Below are 17,695 nucleotides of genomic sequence, written 5' to 3' on the forward strand. Positions count from 1 at the left end.
ACGATGATGCGACGGTCAGGCGGCGGCGATATGACGGCGCGATGACCGATCCAAGTCAGGCGGCGACGATCGCCTTCGCCACCGCTTCGGCCACCTTGATCCCGTCGATCGCGGCGGACAGGATGCCGCCAGCATAACCCGCGCCTTCGCCCGCCGGATAGAGGCCAGCGACCGAGAGGCTCTGGAAATCCTTGTCGCGGGTGATGCGGATGGGGGAGGATGTGCGCGTCTCCACACCCGTCATCACCGCGTCGGGATGGTCATATTGCGCGAGTTGCCGACCGAATATGGGCAGCGCCTCGCGAAACGCCTCGACCACGAAATCGGGCAGGCAGCGCGACAGGTCGGTCGGGGTGACGCCCGGCTTATAGGACGGCGTGACCGATCCCAATGACGTTGACGGACGCCCGGCCAGGAAATCGCCAACCGTCTGCCCCGGCGCCCAATAAGAAGAGCCGCCCGCCACATAGGCCTGCGATTCCCAATGGCGCTGGAAATCGATCCCCGCGAGTGGCCCATCGGGATAATCGCGTGCCGGGTCGATGCCGACCACAAGTCCCGAATTGGCGTTGAATTCGGCGCGGCTATATTGGCTCATGCCGTTGGTGACGACGCGCCCTTCCTCCGACGTGGCGGCGACGACGCGGCCGCCCGGACACATGCAGAAGCTATAGACGGTGCGGCCATTGGCGCAGTGATGCGCCAGGCTATAGGCCGCCGCGCCCAGGTCCGGGTGGCCCGCGCAACTGCCATAGCGGGCCTTGTCCACCCAGCTTTGCGGATGTTCGATGCGCACGCCGATGGAAAAGGGCTTGGGTTCGATATGCACGCCCCGGCCATGGAGCATGGTGAAGGTTGGCCGCGCGCTATGCCCGACCGCAAGCACGACATGATCGCTTTCGATCACGCTGCCATCCTGAATGACGATGCCGCGCAATTGCTGCGAGCCGTCGCTCCGCCGCTCCAGCACCAGATCATCGACGCGCGTCTGCCAGCGATATTCGCCGCCCAGCGCCTCGATCTGGCGGCGCATGGATTCGACCATGGTGACGAGGCGGAAGGTGCCGATATGGGGGTGCGCTTCCCACAATATATCGTCAGGCGCGCCCGCCGCGACGAACTCCGCCAGCACTTTGCGGCCGAGAAAACGCGGGTCTTTCACCCGGCAATAGAGTTTGCCGTCGGAGAAGGTGCCCGCCCCGCCTTCGCCGAACTGGACATTGCTGTCGGGGTTCAGCTCACCGCGCCGCCACAGGCCCCAAGTGTCCTTGGTCCGCTCCCGCACCACCTTGCCCAGATCGACGATGATCGGGCGGAACCCCATCTGCGCCAGCAGCAGCCCGGCGAACAGGCCGCATGGCCCCGCCCCGATCACGACCGGCCGCTTGCCCTGCCAGCCATCCGGCGCATGGGTCACGAAATCATAGCTGGTGTCGGGCGTCGGGCGGACGTCATGGTCATGGGCGAAGCGCGCCAGCACCGCCGCTTCGTCGGCGACATCGACGTCGAGCGTGTAGACGAGCTGGATCGCGCTGCGCCGCCGCGCATCATTGCCGCGTCGCACGAGGCTATGGCCGCGCAGCTCTTCGGGTTGCAGGCCAAGGCGCGCGCATATCGCAGGCGGCATCACCTCGGCAGGATGGTCGAGGGGCAGTTTCAGGCCGGAAAGGCGGATCATGCGCTGCCCATAGTCGCTCTGTGCCCCAAACGGAAGCGGCGTCAGGAGGGGCGCATCTTCCCAAACAGCCATTCGCCCGCCAGTGCCACAATCATGCTGAGGCCGGTCAGCGGGAACAGCGCCCCCAGCAGCAGCATCGTGGCGGCGACGACCCGTTCCGCGCGCCCTGTCGCGCGCGGTGGTGCGGTCAGGCGGCCCTGTTTGCGCCGCTTCCACCACAGGACGGGCGCGGTCAGGCACAAGGCGAGCAGACAGACACAGCCCGCGAGCATCAGCAGCCGGTTGATCTCGCCATATTGCTGGCCCTGATGGGTGGCGATGCCCCATTCGACCGCCTTTGCGCCGGGGCCGAACATGCGCCAGTCCATATCCTGCACCACCGCGCCGCTGGCCGCATCGATGGTGATGGCGCGGGAGTCGGCGGCGCGCGTGACGAGGGTGACGACCAGATAGGGCGCGCCAGGGGAAGCGGGCAGGATGAGTTGATAGCCGTCCGCCAGCCCGCGCTTCGCCGCGATTCCCGCGACGGCATCGACGCCGATGTCGCCCGCCGCGCCCTTTGCCACCCCACCTTCGCGCAGAGTCCAGGGCAGCGCATCCTTGGCCGGGGCCGTCCAGGGAATGACCGCCATCTTCGGGCGGCCCCAGTCATTCGCCGCCACCACCGCGCGCAGGCCCCCGCCCCAGACATCCGTCCAGGGCATGCCGGTGATTGCGAGGAACAGGATGACGCCCGCCGACAGGAAACCCAACGTCCCATGCAGGTCGCGCCAGAAGAGCCGCCCCTTCACCGCGCCCCTTATGGCGATGGCGGGCTGGCCGCGCCGGGGCCAGCGCAGATAGAGGCCCGTGATACACAGGAGGATCGCCCAGCCTGCCACCACCTCGACCAGCCGGTTGCCGACCGCGCCGGTGAGCGCGAGGCTGTGCAAATCCTTGACCGTCTTCATGAGGCCGCCGCCCTGCATGACGCCCAGCAGGCGGCCGTCATGCGGATCGACGAAATGGACGGTGGCCGCGCCATCGGCGGCCTTGGTTGTCACCCGCCAGCTTTGGGTGGCGCTGGCGGGATGGGTGATCTGGGTCGCCTGTTCACCGCTCGCCTGTTCGACCTCGGCGATCAGGCGAGCGGGAGGCAGCGTCGGCACCCCCGGCTTGGCGGCGATCTCGACCGGATAGAGAAATGCCTCCATCTCCGGCTTGTAGAGATAGAGCGCGCCCGTCACCGCCATCAGCGCGAGGATCGGCAGGACGATGATCCCGGCATAGAAATGCCAGCGCATCATCGCCCGATAGAAGGCACCGTCTGTCATCATCCTGTCCTCCCCCTGAGCTTTAGAAACGCGCGCGCACGCCGCCATAGATGGCGCGGCGTTCGAGCGGATAGAAAGCGACGCTGCCTTCATCCGCTGCGGTGGCGATATTGTCGGCGGCGTAGCGGACGAGCGCGCTGATGTCGCCGACGGCGCGCTTCTGCGTCAGGTTGCGCGCGTCGAGGAACAGGGTCACGCCGTCGCGCAGTTGCGCCTGCGCACCGAGGTTGAGCAGCGCATAGCTCCCGACCCGCTTGCTGTTAACATAATCCACCCACGCCCCCTGCGGCAGCCATTCGACCGAGGGCGACACGCTGATCCGGTCATTGCCCAGCCGCAGTTCGGCGCGATAGAAATGGCGCGGCACCACTGGCAGGCGATTGTCGCCATAGACCGCATCGTTGCGGAAGCGAAAATCGCTATATTGATAGACCTGCCGCAGCGATGCCCAGGGGGTGAAGGCCAGTTGCAGGCCCGCCTCGATCCCCTGATGCCGGGTCTTGTCGGCGTTGAAGGTGGCGGCCGGGATGACGCCCGCGATCACGCTATATTGCAGCATCTCGCCCTTGATGTCGGCGCGGTAGAGGCTGATGTCCCAAGCGGCGATGCCGATGCGGCCACGCGTGCCGATCTCCGCCGTCCACGCCTTTTGCGCGCGGACGGGCGTGAAACCGGGCGCGCCGCCAGCGGGCGTTTGGCTGAGTTCGCTAAAGCCCGGCAGTTCGACCGAGCGGCTGTAATTGGCGAAGAATTGCAGTGTTTCGCTCGGTTCGTAAAGCAGGCCGATCTTGGGCGCGAAAGCATCGAAGCTGGCGTCGCCGCGGCGCGCCGGGGCGAAGCGGTTGTCGATCTTGCGCTCGCCATGGGTGTAGACGCCGCCGCCGATCAGCCACAGGCCCGGCATCGGGGCAATGCGCGCTTCGCCATAGCTGTTGATCGTCTGCGCGCGCTGCTGGACCAAAGCGGTTGGGGCACCACGGTCGCCTGCGATATTAACGAACTGGCGTGCGGTCACCTTGCCGAAGCGCGCCTGGCTGCCGAGTGTCACTTCCACCGGCATCCCACCCAGATCGCCCGCCAGGTCAAGGCTGGCGAACGCGCCGCGATCCTCCGATTTCTGGTCGATCACCTGAAAGATCGGATGGTAAAGATCCTTGGCGTTGAAGAAGAGGCCGAAGGCGAGCGTGCCATTGCCAAGCGCGATGGTGGTGCGGTTTTGCAAGCGGATCGAATCAATGTCGCGCGCCTGATCGCCGACGAAATTGCCCCTGGTCGGATTGGTCAGCACTGATTTTTCGGACAGCGACCCGGACAGCTTCTGACGAATAGTCTGGGCGCTGGCGTAGAAGCGGGTTTCGACATTTTCGCTGATCTTGACCCCGACATTGCCGTTGAAGCGATAGGATCGACGCTTGCCATGGTCGCGGTCGCCATCCGACCGATCCGTGGTGATCGCGGCCCAGGCGTCGCCCCGTTCGTCGGCATAGCCATAGGCGGCCTTTGTGCGGATCGTGTCGAAGCTGCCGCCGTCGACGCGCAGGTCTACGCCCGGCGCGCTGCGCCCGGTCGGCGTCACGGCGTTGATCGCGCCGCCCAGCGTCGATCCGCCAAAGCGCAGCGCATTGCCGCCGCGATAGACCTCGATATGCTGAAAGACCTGCGGGTCGAGTTCCTGAAAATCGCCATTATCGTCGGCGAGGTTGAGTGGAATGCCGTCCTGCAACAGGGTCAGGCCGCGCATGTGGAAGCCGCGCGACAGGCCCGATCCCCGGATCGAGATGCGGACCTCCTGTCCGAACCGGGGTTGGGTATAGACGCCGGGCGAAAAGGTCAGCGCATCGCGCAGCGAGACGGCGACCTTATCCTCGAAGGCGTCGGCCGCGACGACATCGACGCCGCCTGGGGTGCGCTGGACGCGGGCGGTGGCGGCTTCGATCATCGGGCTGGCGGTGACGATGATGCGGCTCTGGTCCGCCTCTTCGGCGAAAGCGGGGACGGACGACAAAGCGAGGGCACACAGCGATATGCTGCGCAGGCCGGAATGATGGCGCATGGATTTAACCTATTGATAATGTTATTTTAATCCAGCGACCTACTGTTTGATCGGCTGGATGGGGGCTGGACAGACACGATCCTCCCCTGACAGGGGAGGTGGCTGGACGCAGGCCGGACGGAGGGGTGTCACCCTATCGATGGCGGCGACACCCTTCCGTCACGCCTTCGGCGTGCCACCTCCCCCACAGGGGGAGGATGTCAAAGGGCTGTCGGCGGCCCGGAGGACGGTGGGGGTGGCGCGGCTAGGCGGGCGATCAGGCCGGTCTTGAGCGCGAAGGCAATCGGGCCAAAGGCCAGCGTCCAGGCCGGCAGCGTGAGATCGGCGAGGATCAGCGGCGGGACGATCGGCTGGACCGATGCGGCAAAGGGGCAATGTTGTTGGCTGCCCATGGCGTCATCGGGTTGATGATCGCCCTGCCCCGGTGCCTGGTCGCGGTTCACCACGACATTGACCGCGCCCTGCCCGGTACAGAGCGTCACGACGACGCCTTGCGCCGTGCGCACAGGCATGAAGCCGGGCGGCACGATCATCTGGATGGCAAGGACGAGCAGCGCTAACGCCGCCAGCAGGCCGCGCGCACCCTCCGATCGTCTGATTGCCCCCATGGTCACGTTGCGCGCTTAACCGATGATCGGCGACCTGTCACCGACACAAATTGTCCCAGCCAACCCACTCACCTTGACGTAAACGTAAAGTGCCATTATCTCTATCCCCATGGACAATCGCAGCAGCATCGCGGGCATCGAATTGCCCGACCATAGCGACCGGCAGAGCTACAGCATCACTGACCTGTCGGAAGAATTCGGCGTCACGGCGCGCGCGCTGCGCTTCTATGAGGATGAAGGACTGATCTCGCCGGAGCGGCAGGGTCTGGCGCGCATCTATTCGCGGCGCGACCGGGCGCGGCTGGCCTGGATCTTGCGCGGCAAGCGGGTGGGGTTCAGCCTCACCGAAATCCGCGAGATGATTGACCTCTACGACGCCGACGAAGCCCATGAGGAACAGCGCCGCGTGACGGTCGCCAAGTGCAAGGCGCGCATCGACCTGCTCAACCGGCAGAAGGACGATATCGACGCCGCCATCGCCGAACTGGATGCCTTCGTCGCCACCATTGCCCACTGAATACCAACTGCCTCTCATAAAAAACTCGCAGGAGAAGATCATGCCCAGTTATACCGCCCCCGTTCGCGACACCCGTTTCGTGCTGGACCATGTGGTCGGGCTGGAGCGCTACGCCAATCTGCCCGGCTTTGAGAATGCCACGCCTGACCTCGTCGACGCGATCCTGACCGAAGGCGGCAAGATGGCCGCCGAAGTCCTGTTTCCGCTCAATGCCGTGGGCGACAAGGAAGGCTGCACCCGTCACCCCGACGGCAGCGTAACCACGCCGACCGGCTTCAAGGCGGCGTTCGACCAGTTCGTCGCAGGCGGTTGGACCACCATCCACGGCCCGGTCGAATTTGGCGGCCAGGGCCTGCCCAGCGTCTTGGCGACGGCAGTGGACGAATATGTCCTGTCGGCCAACCAATCGTTCGAAATGTATCATGGCCTGACCGCGGGTGCGGTCGCGGCGCTGATCGCCAAGGGCAGCGACGAGCTGCAGCAGCGCTACATCCCCAAGATGGTGTCGGGCGAATGGACCGGCACGATGAACCTGACCGAACCGCATTGCGGCACGGACCTCGGCCTCATCAAGACCAAGGCGGTTCCCAATGCCGATGGCAGCTATGCGATCACCGGCACCAAGATCTTCATTTCGGCGGGCGAGCATGACCTGTCGGACAATATCATCCACCTCGTCCTCGCCAAGACGCCGGATGCACCGGAAGGCAGCAAGGGCATTTCGCTGTTCGTCGTGCCCAAGATGATGGTGCATGACGATGGATCGCTGGGCGATCGCAATGCCGTGTCGTGCGGGTCGATCGAACATAAGATGGGCATTCACGGCAACGCCACCTGCGTCATGAATTATGACGGCGCGACCGGATGGATGGTGGGCGAGGAGAATAAGGGCCTCGCCGCCATGTTCATCATGATGAACGCCGCGCGGCTGGGCGTTGGCCTGCAGGGGCTGGGCCAGGCGGAGATCGCTTTCCAGAATGCCGTCCATTATGCCCGCGACCGGCGGCAGGGCCGCGCGCTCACCGGCCCCAAGGAGCCGGAAGAGAAGGCCGACACGCTGTTCGTCCACCCCGACGTGCGCCGCATGCTGATGGAAGCCAAGGCGATGACCGAAGGGCTGCGCGCGCTCATCCTGTGGGGCGCGCTCCAGGCCGACCTGTCGCATCATGCCGAAACCCCCGAAGAGCGGCAGGCGGCCGACGACATGCTGTCGCTGCTGACCCCGGTGATCAAGGGCTATGGCACCGACCGCGGCTTCGACATCGCCGTCGCCTGCCAGCAGGTGTTTGGCGGCCATGGCTATATCTGGGAAAATGGCGTCGAACAATATGTGCGCGACGCGCGCATCGCCCAGATTTACGAAGGCACCAATGGCGTGCAGGCGATGGATCTGGTCGGCCGCAAACTGGCGATGAATGGCGGCCGCGCGCTGCAGGCCTTCCTGAAGGTCGTGGCCGACGAGGTGGCCGAGGCCAAGGGGAATGAGAAGCTCGCGCCTTTTGCCGAATCGCTGGAGAAGGCGAGCGCGCAACTAGGCGCGGCGACCATGTGGTTGATGCAGAACGCCATGAAGAACCCGGACAATGCCGGGGCCGGCGCGCATCATTATATGCACATAGTGGGCATCGTCGCGACCGGCCTGATGTGGTTGCGGATGAGCAAGGCGGCAGCGACGTTGCTGGCGGCGGGGGAAGGCGACGCCAAGTTCCTGGAAGCCAAGCTGGTCACGGCGCGCTTCTTTGCCGAGCGGATCATGCCCGACGCGGGATCGCTGCGCCGCAAGATCGAAGGCGGGGCCGACGCGCTGATGGCGCTCGACCCGGACATGTTCCTGGCGGCCTGAGGCGAGACACGAAAAAGGGGCTCCGTGACATGTCACGGAGCCCCTTTTTTTGTCTGCCGAACAAACACTGATAGCTGTGTGCGCTGATCCGTAGCGACTGTTCATGTTCCCCGGCGCAGGCCGGGGCCCAGATCAGAGCTTGGAACTGGACCCCGGCTTTCGCCGGGGAACAGGTCCGTGGATCTCGTCAGGGCAGTTCAGACATTAGTCTTCGCCATTATCCTTGACGCCGACGGTCGGCACTTCGACCGTCTTTTCCTCGGTGCCAACGACGACTTCCTTCGAATCGACATCGACATTGGGCAATGCGCCGCCATCGACGCTGACTTCGGGCATGTCGCCGCCGCTCACGTCGGCCTTCCAGAAGCCGGTGGCGAACAGGATGCCGACGATCGCAAGAATGGCGATCAGCACAATCGCGATTGTGCGGCCCGGCCCCTTCTTTTCCACGATAACCCGGCGATCGTCATATCCATCATTACGAACGTCAACCATGTAAAACCCTCCTCATGTCGTTGTGGAGGGAGAAACGGTCTGGCAATCTTATTGGTTCCAGCGGTCAGACGTTGGTGCTTTCGGACAGGACGAAGGTCGGGACAATGTCCGGCGTCAATCGCCCCACAAATCCTTGATCTTGCCGAAGAAACCAGTCGAGGCCGGACATTCTTCGCCGGTTTCGGTTTCGCGGAAGGCTTCGAGCAATTCCTTTTGCCGGGCGGTCAGCCGGGTCGGCGTTTCGACGTCGATCTGCACGACTAGATCGCCTTGCCCGCGCCCGTTCAGCACCGGCATGCCAGCACCACGCTGGCGGATCTGCTTGCCCGACTGGATACCGGCCGGGATCTTGATCTCATGCCGCACGCCATCGAGGCCCGGCACTTCGATCGACCCGCCCAGTGACGCCGTGGTGAAGCTCACCGGACAGCGACAGAAGAGCGTCGTGCCCTCGCGCTCGAACAAGCTGTGCCGCGTCACGTGCAGGAAGATGTAGAGGTCGCCCGCAGGAGCCCCGCGCGCGCCCGCTTCGCCTTCGCCGGTCAGGCGAATGCGCGTGCCTTCGTCCACGCCCGCCGGTATGTTGACCGACAGCGACTTGGGCTTGTCCACCCGGCCTTCACCGCGACAGGCGCGGCAGGGGCTTTCGATAACCTGCCCTGCACCATGGCAGGATGGGCAGGTGCGTTCGACCATGAAGAAGCCCTGCTGCGCCCGCACCTGGCCATGGCCCTTGCAGGTGCCACAAGTCTTGACCCCGGTGCCGGGCTGCGCGCCCGACCCTTCGCAGGTGTCGCAGGCGGCGGACACTTCGATTTCGATCTGCGTCTGCTTGCCATGATAGGCTTCGTCGAGGCTGATTTCGAGGTCGTAGCGCAGGTCCGCGCCGCGCCGCTGCTGCTGACGACCACCGCCGCCTCCGCCAAAGCCGGACTGGCCGAAGATGGTCTCGAAGATATCGCCAAGGTCGGAAAATCCGCCCGCATTGGCGCGATGGCCACCGCCGCCGCCCTGCTCATGCTGGGTGTAGGCGGCATGGCCGAAGCGATCGTAAGCCGCGCGCTTTTGCGGGTCTTTCAGGCACTCATAGGCCTGCGACACCGCCTTGAACTTGGCTTCGCTTTCGGCACATCCCCCCGTCTTGTCGGGGTGATATTTCATCGCGAGCTTGCGATAGGCGCTCTTGATCTGCGCACCATCGGCGGTGCGCTCGATTTCGAGCAGCGTATAATAATCGATTTCGGTCGTCATTCGGACCCCCGCCCACCTCTTCCCTCACCCCGACCATGGCCGGGGTGAGGGATATGGGGCATCGGCTTACGCCTTGTTGTCATCCACTTCGGAGAATTCGGCGTCGACGACATCGTCATCGGCCTTGGGCGCATCCGCACCCGGAGCCGCGGCCGAAGCCTGCTCCTTCTCGTAAATGGCCTGGCCCAGCTTCATCGCGATCGTCGCGAGTTCCTGCGCCTTGCTCTTCATCGCTTCAGCATCGCCGCCTTCGATCGCCAACTTGGTCGCGGCGATCGCGGTTTCGATCTCACCCTTCAGCGCCGCATCGACCTTGTCGCCATGTTCGGCCAGCTGCGCTTCCGTGGTGTGGACCAGGCTTTCGGCGTTGTTCTTCGCCTCGGCTGCCTCACGGCGCTTCTTATCCTCTTCGGCGAAGCGTTCGGCATCCTTGACCATCTGGTCGATGTCCGAATCGCTCAGGCCACCCGACGCCTGGATGCGGATCTGCTGTTCCTTGCCGGTGCCCTTGTCCTTGGCCGACACATTGACCAGACCGTTGGCATCGATGTCGAACGTGACTTCGATCTGCGGCACGCCGCGCGGCGCTGGCGGGATGCCGACGAGGTCGAACTGGCCGAGGATCTTGTTGTCCGCCGCCATTTCGCGCTCGCCCTGGAACACGCGGATGGTCACCGCCTGCTGATTGTCGTCGGCGGTCGAATAGACCTGGCTCTTCTTGGCCGGGATGGTCGTGTTGCGATCGATCATGCGGGTGAACACGCCACCCAGCGTTTCGATGCCCAGCGACAGCGGCGTCACGTCGAGCAGCAGCACGTCCTTGACGTCGCCCTGCAGCACGCCCGCCTGAATGGCGGCACCCATGGCGACGACTTCGTCAGGGTTCACGCCGGTATGCGGTTCCTTGCCGAAAAATTCCTTCACGGCTTCGCGCACCTTGGGCATGCGGGTCATGCCGCCGACCAGGACGACTTCGCTGATGTCCGCTGCCGAAACGCCGGCGTCCGCCATCGCCTTCTTGCAAGGCTCCATCGTGCGCTTGATGAGATCGGCGACCAGGCGCTCCAGGTCCGACCGGGTAATGGTCTTAACGAGATGCTTGGGGCCGTTCTGATCGGCGGTGATGAAGGGCAGGTTGACTTCGGTCGACTGGGCCGAGGACAGTTCGATCTTCGCCTTTTCAGCGGCTTCCTTCAGACGCTGAAGGGCCAGCTTATCCTTGGTCAGGTCGATGCTCTCGGTCTTCTTGAAGTCGTCGGCCAGGAACTGCACCAGCTTGGCGTCGAAATCTTCACCGCCCAGGAACGTGTCGCCATTGGTCGACTTCACTTCGAACACGCCATCGCCGATTTCCAGAATGGAAATGTCGAACGTGCCGCCGCCAAGGTCATAGACCGCGATCGTCTTGCCGTCCTGCTTGTCGAGGCCATAGGCCAGCGCAGCCGCCGTCGGCTCGTTGATGATGCGCAGGACTTCGAGGCCTGCGATCTGGCCGGCATCCTTGGTCGCCTGACGCTGGGCATCGTTGAAGTAGGCAGGAACGGTGATGACTGCCTGCGTAACCGTTTCGCCCAGATAGCTCTCGGCGGTTTCCTTCATCTTCTGCAGGGTGAAGGCCGAAATCTGCGCGGGGCTGTAATCCTGACCACCGGCGCGGACCCAGGCGTCGCCGTTCGGACCCTTGGCGATGTCATAGGGGACGAGTTCCATGTCCTTCTTGGTCATGGGATCGTCGAAGCGGCGGCCGATCAGGCGCTTGACCGCGAAGATCGTGTTGTCGCCATTGGTGACCGCCTGGCGCTTGGCCGGCTGGCCGATCAGGCGCTCGCCATCCTTGGCGAAGGCGACGATGGAGGGCGTGGTGCGCGCGCCTTCCGCATTTTCAATAACCTTGGGCTTGCCACCGTCCATGACGGCGACGCAGCTGTTGGTGGTGCCAAGATCGATACCGATTACTTTTGCCATTGTGTCCTCTTTGAACCCCAAATTTCATTCAGCGGTTGACGGCCCCATACCCCACGAAAGCGCCAAGGCAAGGCCGGTCTGCATGGGCGATATAGGCGTGCTTTTGCTTGGCACAAGAAGCAGCGGCCATTAGCTATGTCATCGACCGGAAACGAGACAGTCATGGAGTGACCAATGCGCGCGCCCTTCGCCCTTATCGCCCTCGCGGCCCCGCTGGCGCTGACCGCGTGCGGCGACCCTGCGCCAAGCTACATCGACCAGGCCTGGGTGCGGCTGTCGCCCAACAAGGAATCGCCCTCGGCCGGCTATTTCGTCGCGCATGGCGGCGATGCGGGCGTGCAGATACGCGGCGTGCTGACCGCCTATGCCGTCCGCGTCGAAATGCATGAAAGCGTAATGGACAAGGGCGTCATGACGATGAAGCCGATCGACAGCGTGGACGTGCCCGCCAAGGGCGAGGTCGCCTTTGCGCCCGGCGGCAAGCATCTGATGCTGTGGGGCATCAACGATGCGGCAATCAACCAGGGCAAGATGGAACTGACCTTCCTGATGAGCGATGGCAAACGCCTGCTGGTGGACGCGGTGATTCGCAAGACGGAGGCGGCGGGCGCGGCTGCAACCAAACCCGCTGCGCATGAGGGCCATTGAGCAGCCGTAGCCTGACGCCCGATGAAATCGCGCTTGCCCGCGTCATGTTCGGGCGGGCGATCGCCTATGATCGGGTGCGGGTGCATAACCGCAAATGGTGGCCGTTTCAGCCGAGCCGGGTGACGATGGCGCCCGATGGCCATTTGTGGTTTCACCCGCAAGGCGGCCTGTTCTGCGCCGATTTCTGCGACAGCCCGCTCCATACCCAAGCGCATTTCATTCACGAAATGACCCATGTGTGGCAGGCGCAACGCTCAGGGAAATGGTGGCTGCCGCTGATGCGCCACCCCTTTTGCCGCTATGACTATGCGGTTCTGCCGGGCAAGCCCTTCGCGCATTATGGCATCGAGCAGCAGGCCGAGATCGTGCGCCATGCGTTTTTGTTGCGACAGGGTGTGGCGGTGGCGGGGAAACCAGGGCTGGACGTCTATGAGGCGTTGCTGCCGTTCGGTTGAAGTGACTACCAATATTTGGTAAGATGGTAGCATGAGCAGCAAGACCACCTCCGTCGCCTTGGGCGACCATTTCCGCGAGTTCGCCGAACGCAAGGTCAGCGAAGGCCGCTACGGATCGACCAGCGAAGTGATCCGCGCGGGATTGCGGATGCTGGAGTCGGAAGAGCAGAAGCTGGAAGCGCTCAGGGCGGCGATTCAGGAAGGGCTGGATAGCGGGCCTGGGCAAGAGTTTGACTTCGATGCATTTTTGGCCGCAAAAAGATCCGCTCGGTGATGCGTCAAATAGTCCTTCGGCCGCAAGCGCAGGATGATATCGACAAAATTTGGGATTATAGCGCCGAGCAATGGGACATGGATCAGGCGGACGCCTATGTTGGCGACATCCGCGCGGCCATACGATTCATTGCTACCAGCCCGTTCATAGGCACTGACTGCGCGCATCTGGCGCGCGGATTACGAAAATTCAATTCTGGTTCGCATGCGATCTTTTATCTGCATGGAAACGAACGCATTGATATCGTCCGCATCCTGCATCAGCGCGCGGATCATCTGAACCATCTGGAATGAAAAAAGGCGGACCTTTCGGCCCGCCCTCTTCATCGTCATCCCTGATCGCGGATCAGTATACCCGCGCCTTGGGCTGCACATATTCGGCTTCGTCGGTCAGCGTGTAATCATGGACCGGGCGATAATCGAGCTTCACTTCGCCGCCGGAACCACCCCAGCCGTCGAACCAGCTGATCGTGTGCTTCATCCAGTTTTCGTCATCGCGGTTCGGGAAATCCTCATGTGCGTGCGCGCCACGGCTTTCCTTGCGGTTTTCCGCGCTGACCATAGTGCAGACGGCCTGGGACATGAGATTGTCCAGCTCCAGCGTCTCGACAAGGTCGGTGTTCCAGATCAGCGAACGATCCGACACGCCGACATCCTGCATGCCCGCATAGACATTGTGCATCTTGTCGACGCCCTCGGCCAGCAGCGCGCTGTCGCGGAACACGGCGGCGTGCTTCTGCATCGTGTGCTGCATTTCGAGGCGCAGCTTCGCGGTCGGCGTGCCGCCGGTCGCGTTGCGATATTTGTCGAGGCGGCTGAGCGCCAGGTCGGCGGCATCCGACGCCAGCGGCTTGTGGCTGCCATTGGGCTTCAGATTGTCCTTGAGGAACAGACCCGTCGCCCGGCCGAACACGACCAGATCGATCAGCGAGTTGGAGCCGAGGCGGTTGGCACCATGGACCGATACGCAGGCCGCTTCGCCGACCGCGAACAGGCCGGGGACCACGACTTCGGGATCGCCGTCCTTCTTGGTCAGCACCTGGCCATGATAGTTACAGGGAATGCCCCCCATATTATAATGGACCGTCGGCGTGACGGGCAGCGGCTGGCGGGTCAGGTCGACACCGGCAAAAATCTTGCCGCTTTCGGTGATGCCCGGCAGGCGCTCGGCCAGCACCTTGGGATCGATATGGTCGAGGTGCAGGAAGATATGATCCTTGTTCGGACCAACGCCACGCCCTTCGCGCATTTCCATCGCCATCGATCGCGACACGACATCGCGCGAGGCCAGATCCTTGGCCGACGGGGCGTAGCGCTCCATGAAGCGCTCGCCTTCGGAGTTGGTGAGATAGCCGCCCTCCCCGCGCGCGCCTTCGGTGATCAGCACGCCAGCGCCATAGATCCCGGTCGGGTGGAACTGCACGAACTCCAGATCCTGGAGCGGAAGCCCTGCGCGCAACACCATGCCGCCGCCGTCGCCAGTGCAGCTGTGCGCCGAAGTCGCGGAGAAATAGGCGCGGCCATAGCCGCCCGTCGCCAGCACCACTGCATGGGCGCGGAAGCGATGGATCGATCCATCTTCCATGCACAGGGCGATCACGCCGCGACATTCGCCATTTTCCATGATCAGGTCGATGGCGAAATATTCGATGTAGAAGTCCGCGTCATATTTCAGCGACTGCTGATAGAGCGCGTGCAGCATCGCGTGGCCGGTACGGTCAGCGGCGGCGCAGGTGCGCTGCACCGGCGGGCCGGCACCCATATTCTGCATATGACCGCCGAAGGGACGCTGGTAGATCGTCCCATCCTCGTTGCGGCTGAACGGCACGCCCGCATGTTCCAGCTCGATGACCGCCGCAGGCGCTTCGCGCACCATATATTCGATCGCGTCCTGATCACCCAGCCAGTCCGACCCCTTGACGGTGTCGTACATGTGCCAGGTCCAGTGATCGGGCGAATTGTTGCCAAGGCTTGCCGCGATGCCGCCCTGCGCCGCGACCGTGTGGCTGCGCGTCGGGAACAGCTTGGTGATGCACGCGGTCTTGAGGCCCGCTTCAGCGCTGCCCATGGTCGCGCGCAGGCCCGAACCGCCCGCGCCCACGACCACGGTGTCATAGGTATGATCGATGATCTTATAGGCTTGCGTCATTATTCGACGACCCCTGTGAAGGCGATCTTGGCGATCGCGAAGACGCCTGCGGCCGCGCCGCCAAAGGCATAGAAGTTAAGCAGCAGCATCGAGAAGAAAGCCATGCCCTTATCGTGGACATAATCCTCCAGCATCACCTGCATGCCGAGGCGCAGATGCCAGAAGATGCTGACGATCATCAGCATCATCGGCACTGCCACCAGCGGGTTGGCGATCCACAGCACGACGCTCTCATAATCGAGGCCGGGCAGGCTAATCAGGCTGAAAATCAGCCACAGTACCAGCAGCAGGTTGCCGACGGCGGTGTAGCGCTGCGCCAGCCAGTGATGCGCGCCGTGCTTGGCCGAACCCAGCCCGCGAACGCGGCCGATACCCGTTCCGTTGCCCATCAGAAACCCTTTCCGAAGATATAGAGCCACAGCAGGGCGGTCACGGCCAGCGACGCCGCGAAGGTCGCGATCGACCAGCTCTTGTTGCTGCGCAGTTCATATCCCGCGCCCAAATCCAGCACGAAATGGCGTAGGCCGGAGAAAAGATGCTGGAAGAAGAACCAGCTAAGCCCGATCATCACCAGGTAGCCGATCGGTGACGTGGCGCAGGCGACGAAGGTCGCATAGGCTTCCGGCCCGGTCGCGGCGGCCATCAGCCACCAGATGAGGCCCAGCGCACCGGCCGTCGCCAGACCGTTGCCGGTCACGCGATGGATGATGGAGACGGTCATGGCCGGTCCCCATTTCCATATGGTCAAATGCGGCGAGAGCGGCCGGCTGTTGGATCGCGCCATATCTACCCTTGTCCCTGCTATATTCCTTGATCCCGCCCCCCTTAAGAGCGAACGCACAGGAGGGCAAGCCGCGCCGGGCATGGCTGCCCCAATGTCCGTGCCGGATTTGGGCGTTTGCGCATAAGAAGTGATTAACCAAATCACGCTAGGACAGGCTGAGAGTATCGCACATCCCACCAACAGGGGCCGTCCAGCCATGTCGTCCTTCGTTTCTCCTGCCGAAACCGCCTCTGACTATGTGGCGGGCATTGACCCCGACGGGACGATTGCCCGTAACGCAAAAGAAATCGGCCTGTTGATCGAGGCGGACATCGATCAGGTCGCGGCGGCATTCTTCGACAGCTATATGCGGGAAACCGGGTTGATCGATCGTCTGGCCCAGTCCGTGATCGACAAGATCCGGGCCGAATCGCGTGTCTATGCCGCCCATAAGCTGATGCATTTCCAGGAGGCACGCTGGACCCGCTCTGCGGCCGATTGCGTGCGCCACGCCCGCAAACACGGCGTGCCGGTGCGTTCTGTGCTGGTGGCTGTCGGCAAGGCCAACGACACGATCATGAATTTGCTGTGGGAACGGTGCCGCGACGATGATGCGCGCCTGCGCCGGTTGATGGCCACGGTCCTGGAAATCAGCATGCTCGACGCGGGCTTCATGAGCAACGTGCTGTCGTCCGATCAGGCCGAAGCGCAACGCGCCGAACGGCAGCGTTATGGCACCTTGTTCGAACAGCGGATCATGGGCGAACTGGACGGCGCGACTCGCCTGGGCGAATCGCTGCGCGAACAGGCCAAGGATGCGTCCGCCGCCACACGCGGCATGCTGGGCAAGGCGTCGGAAGTCGCCGCCGCCGCCGAACAATCGGCGCTCGCGATGCGCGAAGCGGCCCGCACCTCCGCTGGCCTTATCCGCGCGATCGACGATGCGCGCACCGAAGTCGAGGGCGCTGCCGGGGTGGCCCAGCGGGCCGCGCAGCAATCGGGCGATGCCGTCACCATGTCCGCCACCCTGTCCGACCATGCCAAGTCGATCGAATCGATCCTGGGCCTGATCCGCGACATTGCCGGCCAGACCAATCTGCTCGCGCTCAACGCCACGATCGAGGCAGCGCGCGCGGGCGATGCCGGGCGCGGCTTTGCCGTCGTTGCGCAGGAAGTGAAGAGCCTCGCCAACCAGACCGCGCGCGCGACCGACGAGATTGCAAGCAAGATCGCCGACATCCAGGCCTCGACCCGCCAGTCGGTGGAAACCAACGAACGCATCCGCGACACGGTGGGCGAAGTGCAAGCGAGCGCCGAGCGCATCCGCCATGCCATGGACGCGCAGGCGCAGACCGTCACCATGATCACCGCCGCCGTCGATCAGACCGCGCTGGCCGCCGATTCCATGTCGACCACCATTTCGGCGATCCGCCAGGACACCGAAGTGGTCGCGTCGGAAATCGACCAGCTCGAACGCGGCTTCGTCAGCGTGGAGGGCAAACTCGCCAGCCTGCGCAATGCCTCGACCGACTTTGGCCGCCAGGTCGCCTGACACCACGCCTTGGCCCGTCATAGCGCTCCGTTCAGGAAACCCGCATAGGTAGAGCCAATGGATCCTGACTTTCGTCAGGATGACGCAGAGGCTTAAGGATCGGCTGCCAAACGCTTCCCCTCCCTGCCCTGC

The 17,695-nt window shown here is 63.7% G+C and carries 17 protein-coding genes; 7 read left to right on the forward strand and 10 right to left on the reverse strand.

Annotated elements, in window-relative coordinates; genetic code table 11:
* Nucleotides 1–55: 55 nt before the first annotated feature.
* From OVY48_RS23360 to OVY48_RS23375, 4 genes are all read right to left on the reverse strand, one after another.
* Entirely contained in the window at nucleotides 56–1,678 is a 1,623-nt protein-coding gene (locus OVY48_RS23360; protein ID WP_313924659.1) for an NAD(P)/FAD-dependent oxidoreductase, read from the reverse strand.
* Nucleotides 1,679–1,719: 41 nt separating this feature from the next.
* The gene (locus tag OVY48_RS23365) at nucleotides 1,720–2,991 is read right to left on the reverse strand and encodes a PepSY domain-containing protein (RefSeq protein WP_313924890.1); all 1,272 of its coding nucleotides are present in this window, start codon (nucleotides 2,989–2,991) and stop codon (nucleotides 1,720–1,722) included.
* 22 nt (nucleotides 2,992–3,013) lie between these two features.
* Nucleotides 3,014–5,044 carry a TonB-dependent receptor gene (locus tag OVY48_RS23370; RefSeq protein ID WP_313924660.1) on the reverse strand — a complete coding sequence of 677 codons (2,031 nt, stop codon included), beginning with the start codon at nucleotides 5,042–5,044 and terminating at the stop codon, nucleotides 3,014–3,016.
* Nucleotides 5,045–5,244: 200 nt separating this feature from the next.
* The gene (locus OVY48_RS23375) at nucleotides 5,245–5,652 is read right to left on the reverse strand and encodes a DUF2946 family protein (RefSeq protein ID WP_037475477.1); all 408 of its coding nucleotides are present in this window, start codon (nucleotides 5,650–5,652) and stop codon (nucleotides 5,245–5,247) included.
* Nucleotides 5,653–5,761: 109 nt separating this feature from the next.
* Here OVY48_RS23375 and OVY48_RS23380 point away from each other — a divergent pair, with 109 nt between their 5' ends.
* Together OVY48_RS23380 and OVY48_RS23385 are read left to right on the forward strand one after the other, a co-directional pair.
* Nucleotides 5,762–6,169 (forward strand): MerR family transcriptional regulator, encoded by a 408-nt coding sequence (locus OVY48_RS23380; protein WP_037475474.1) that lies wholly within the window; start codon nucleotides 5,762–5,764, stop codon nucleotides 6,167–6,169.
* Between the two features lie 40 nt (nucleotides 6,170–6,209).
* On the forward strand, nucleotides 6,210–8,012 hold the full coding sequence (locus OVY48_RS23385) for an acyl-CoA dehydrogenase C-terminal domain-containing protein (protein ID WP_313924661.1): 1,803 nt from the start codon (nucleotides 6,210–6,212) through the stop codon (nucleotides 8,010–8,012).
* A gap of 204 nt (nucleotides 8,013–8,216) precedes the next feature.
* Here OVY48_RS23385 and OVY48_RS23390 read toward each other — a convergent pair whose 3' ends face one another.
* The 3 genes from OVY48_RS23390 to dnaK form a co-directional block, all read right to left on the reverse strand.
* Entirely contained in the window at nucleotides 8,217–8,507 is a 291-nt protein-coding gene (locus tag OVY48_RS23390; RefSeq protein WP_037475469.1) for a hypothetical protein, read from the reverse strand.
* A 114-nt stretch (nucleotides 8,508–8,621) separates the two neighbouring features.
* A complete protein-coding gene (dnaJ, locus tag OVY48_RS23395; protein ID WP_313924662.1) occupies nucleotides 8,622–9,758 on the reverse strand; it encodes a molecular chaperone DnaJ in 1,137 nt (378 codons plus the stop codon).
* Nucleotides 9,759–9,824: 66 nt separating this feature from the next.
* On the reverse strand, nucleotides 9,825–11,723 hold the full coding sequence (dnaK, locus tag OVY48_RS23400; protein ID WP_313924663.1) for a molecular chaperone DnaK: 1,899 nt from the start codon (nucleotides 11,721–11,723) through the stop codon (nucleotides 9,825–9,827).
* A 174-nt stretch (nucleotides 11,724–11,897) separates the two neighbouring features.
* Here dnaK and OVY48_RS23405 point away from each other — a divergent pair, with 174 nt between their 5' ends.
* The 4 genes from OVY48_RS23405 to OVY48_RS23420 are packed head-to-tail and all read left to right on the forward strand — an operon-like array spanning nucleotide 11,898 to nucleotide 13,393.
* The gene (locus OVY48_RS23405) at nucleotides 11,898–12,371 is read left to right on the forward strand and encodes a copper chaperone PCu(A)C (protein ID WP_313924664.1); all 474 of its coding nucleotides are present in this window, start codon (nucleotides 11,898–11,900) and stop codon (nucleotides 12,369–12,371) included.
* Nucleotides 12,368–12,826 carry a vgr related protein gene (locus OVY48_RS23410; RefSeq protein WP_313924665.1) on the forward strand — a complete coding sequence of 153 codons (459 nt, stop codon included), beginning with the start codon at nucleotides 12,368–12,370 and terminating at the stop codon, nucleotides 12,824–12,826. The genes OVY48_RS23405 and OVY48_RS23410 overlap by 4 nt, the downstream gene beginning before the upstream one ends.
* Before the next feature lie 31 nt (nucleotides 12,827–12,857).
* Nucleotides 12,858–13,100 (forward strand): type II toxin-antitoxin system ParD family antitoxin, encoded by a 243-nt coding sequence (locus tag OVY48_RS23415; RefSeq protein ID WP_069065127.1) that lies wholly within the window; start codon nucleotides 12,858–12,860, stop codon nucleotides 13,098–13,100.
* Nucleotides 13,100–13,393: a type II toxin-antitoxin system RelE/ParE family toxin gene (locus tag OVY48_RS23420; RefSeq protein WP_313924891.1), complete on the forward strand. Its 294-nt coding sequence runs from the start codon at nucleotides 13,100–13,102 to the stop codon at nucleotides 13,391–13,393. The genes OVY48_RS23415 and OVY48_RS23420 overlap by 1 nt, the downstream gene beginning before the upstream one ends.
* Nucleotides 13,394–13,445: 52 nt before the next feature.
* Here the strand turns inward: OVY48_RS23420 and sdhA are convergent, their stop codons facing one another.
* Genes sdhA through sdhC form a run of 3 tightly spaced genes read right to left on the reverse strand, consistent with a single transcriptional unit; the run spans nucleotide 13,446 to nucleotide 16,032 of the window.
* Nucleotides 13,446–15,248 (reverse strand): succinate dehydrogenase flavoprotein subunit, encoded by a 1,803-nt coding sequence (gene sdhA / locus OVY48_RS23425; protein ID WP_043151571.1) that lies wholly within the window; start codon nucleotides 15,246–15,248, stop codon nucleotides 13,446–13,448.
* Entirely contained in the window at nucleotides 15,248–15,637 is a 390-nt protein-coding gene (gene sdhD, locus OVY48_RS23430) for a succinate dehydrogenase, hydrophobic membrane anchor protein (protein WP_313924666.1), read from the reverse strand. Before sdhD ends, sdhA begins: the two co-directional genes overlap by 1 nt.
* Complete coding sequence (sdhC, locus tag OVY48_RS23435; protein ID WP_037476149.1) at nucleotides 15,637–16,032, reverse strand: succinate dehydrogenase, cytochrome b556 subunit; 396 nt, start codon at nucleotides 16,030–16,032, stop codon at nucleotides 15,637–15,639. The genes sdhD and sdhC overlap by 1 nt, the downstream gene beginning before the upstream one ends.
* Nucleotides 16,033–16,228: 196 nt before the next feature.
* Between sdhC and OVY48_RS23440 the strand changes: the two genes are divergently transcribed.
* Nucleotides 16,229–17,563, forward strand: coding sequence for a methyl-accepting chemotaxis protein (locus OVY48_RS23440; RefSeq protein WP_043151574.1), 1,335 nt, complete (start codon nucleotides 16,229–16,231; stop codon nucleotides 17,561–17,563).
* Nucleotides 17,564–17,695: the final 132 nt, after the last annotated feature.

The sequence above is a fragment of the Sphingobium sp. SA2 genome (assembly GCF_032227065.1).
Classification (GTDB): domain Bacteria; phylum Pseudomonadota; class Alphaproteobacteria; order Sphingomonadales; family Sphingomonadaceae; genus Sphingobium.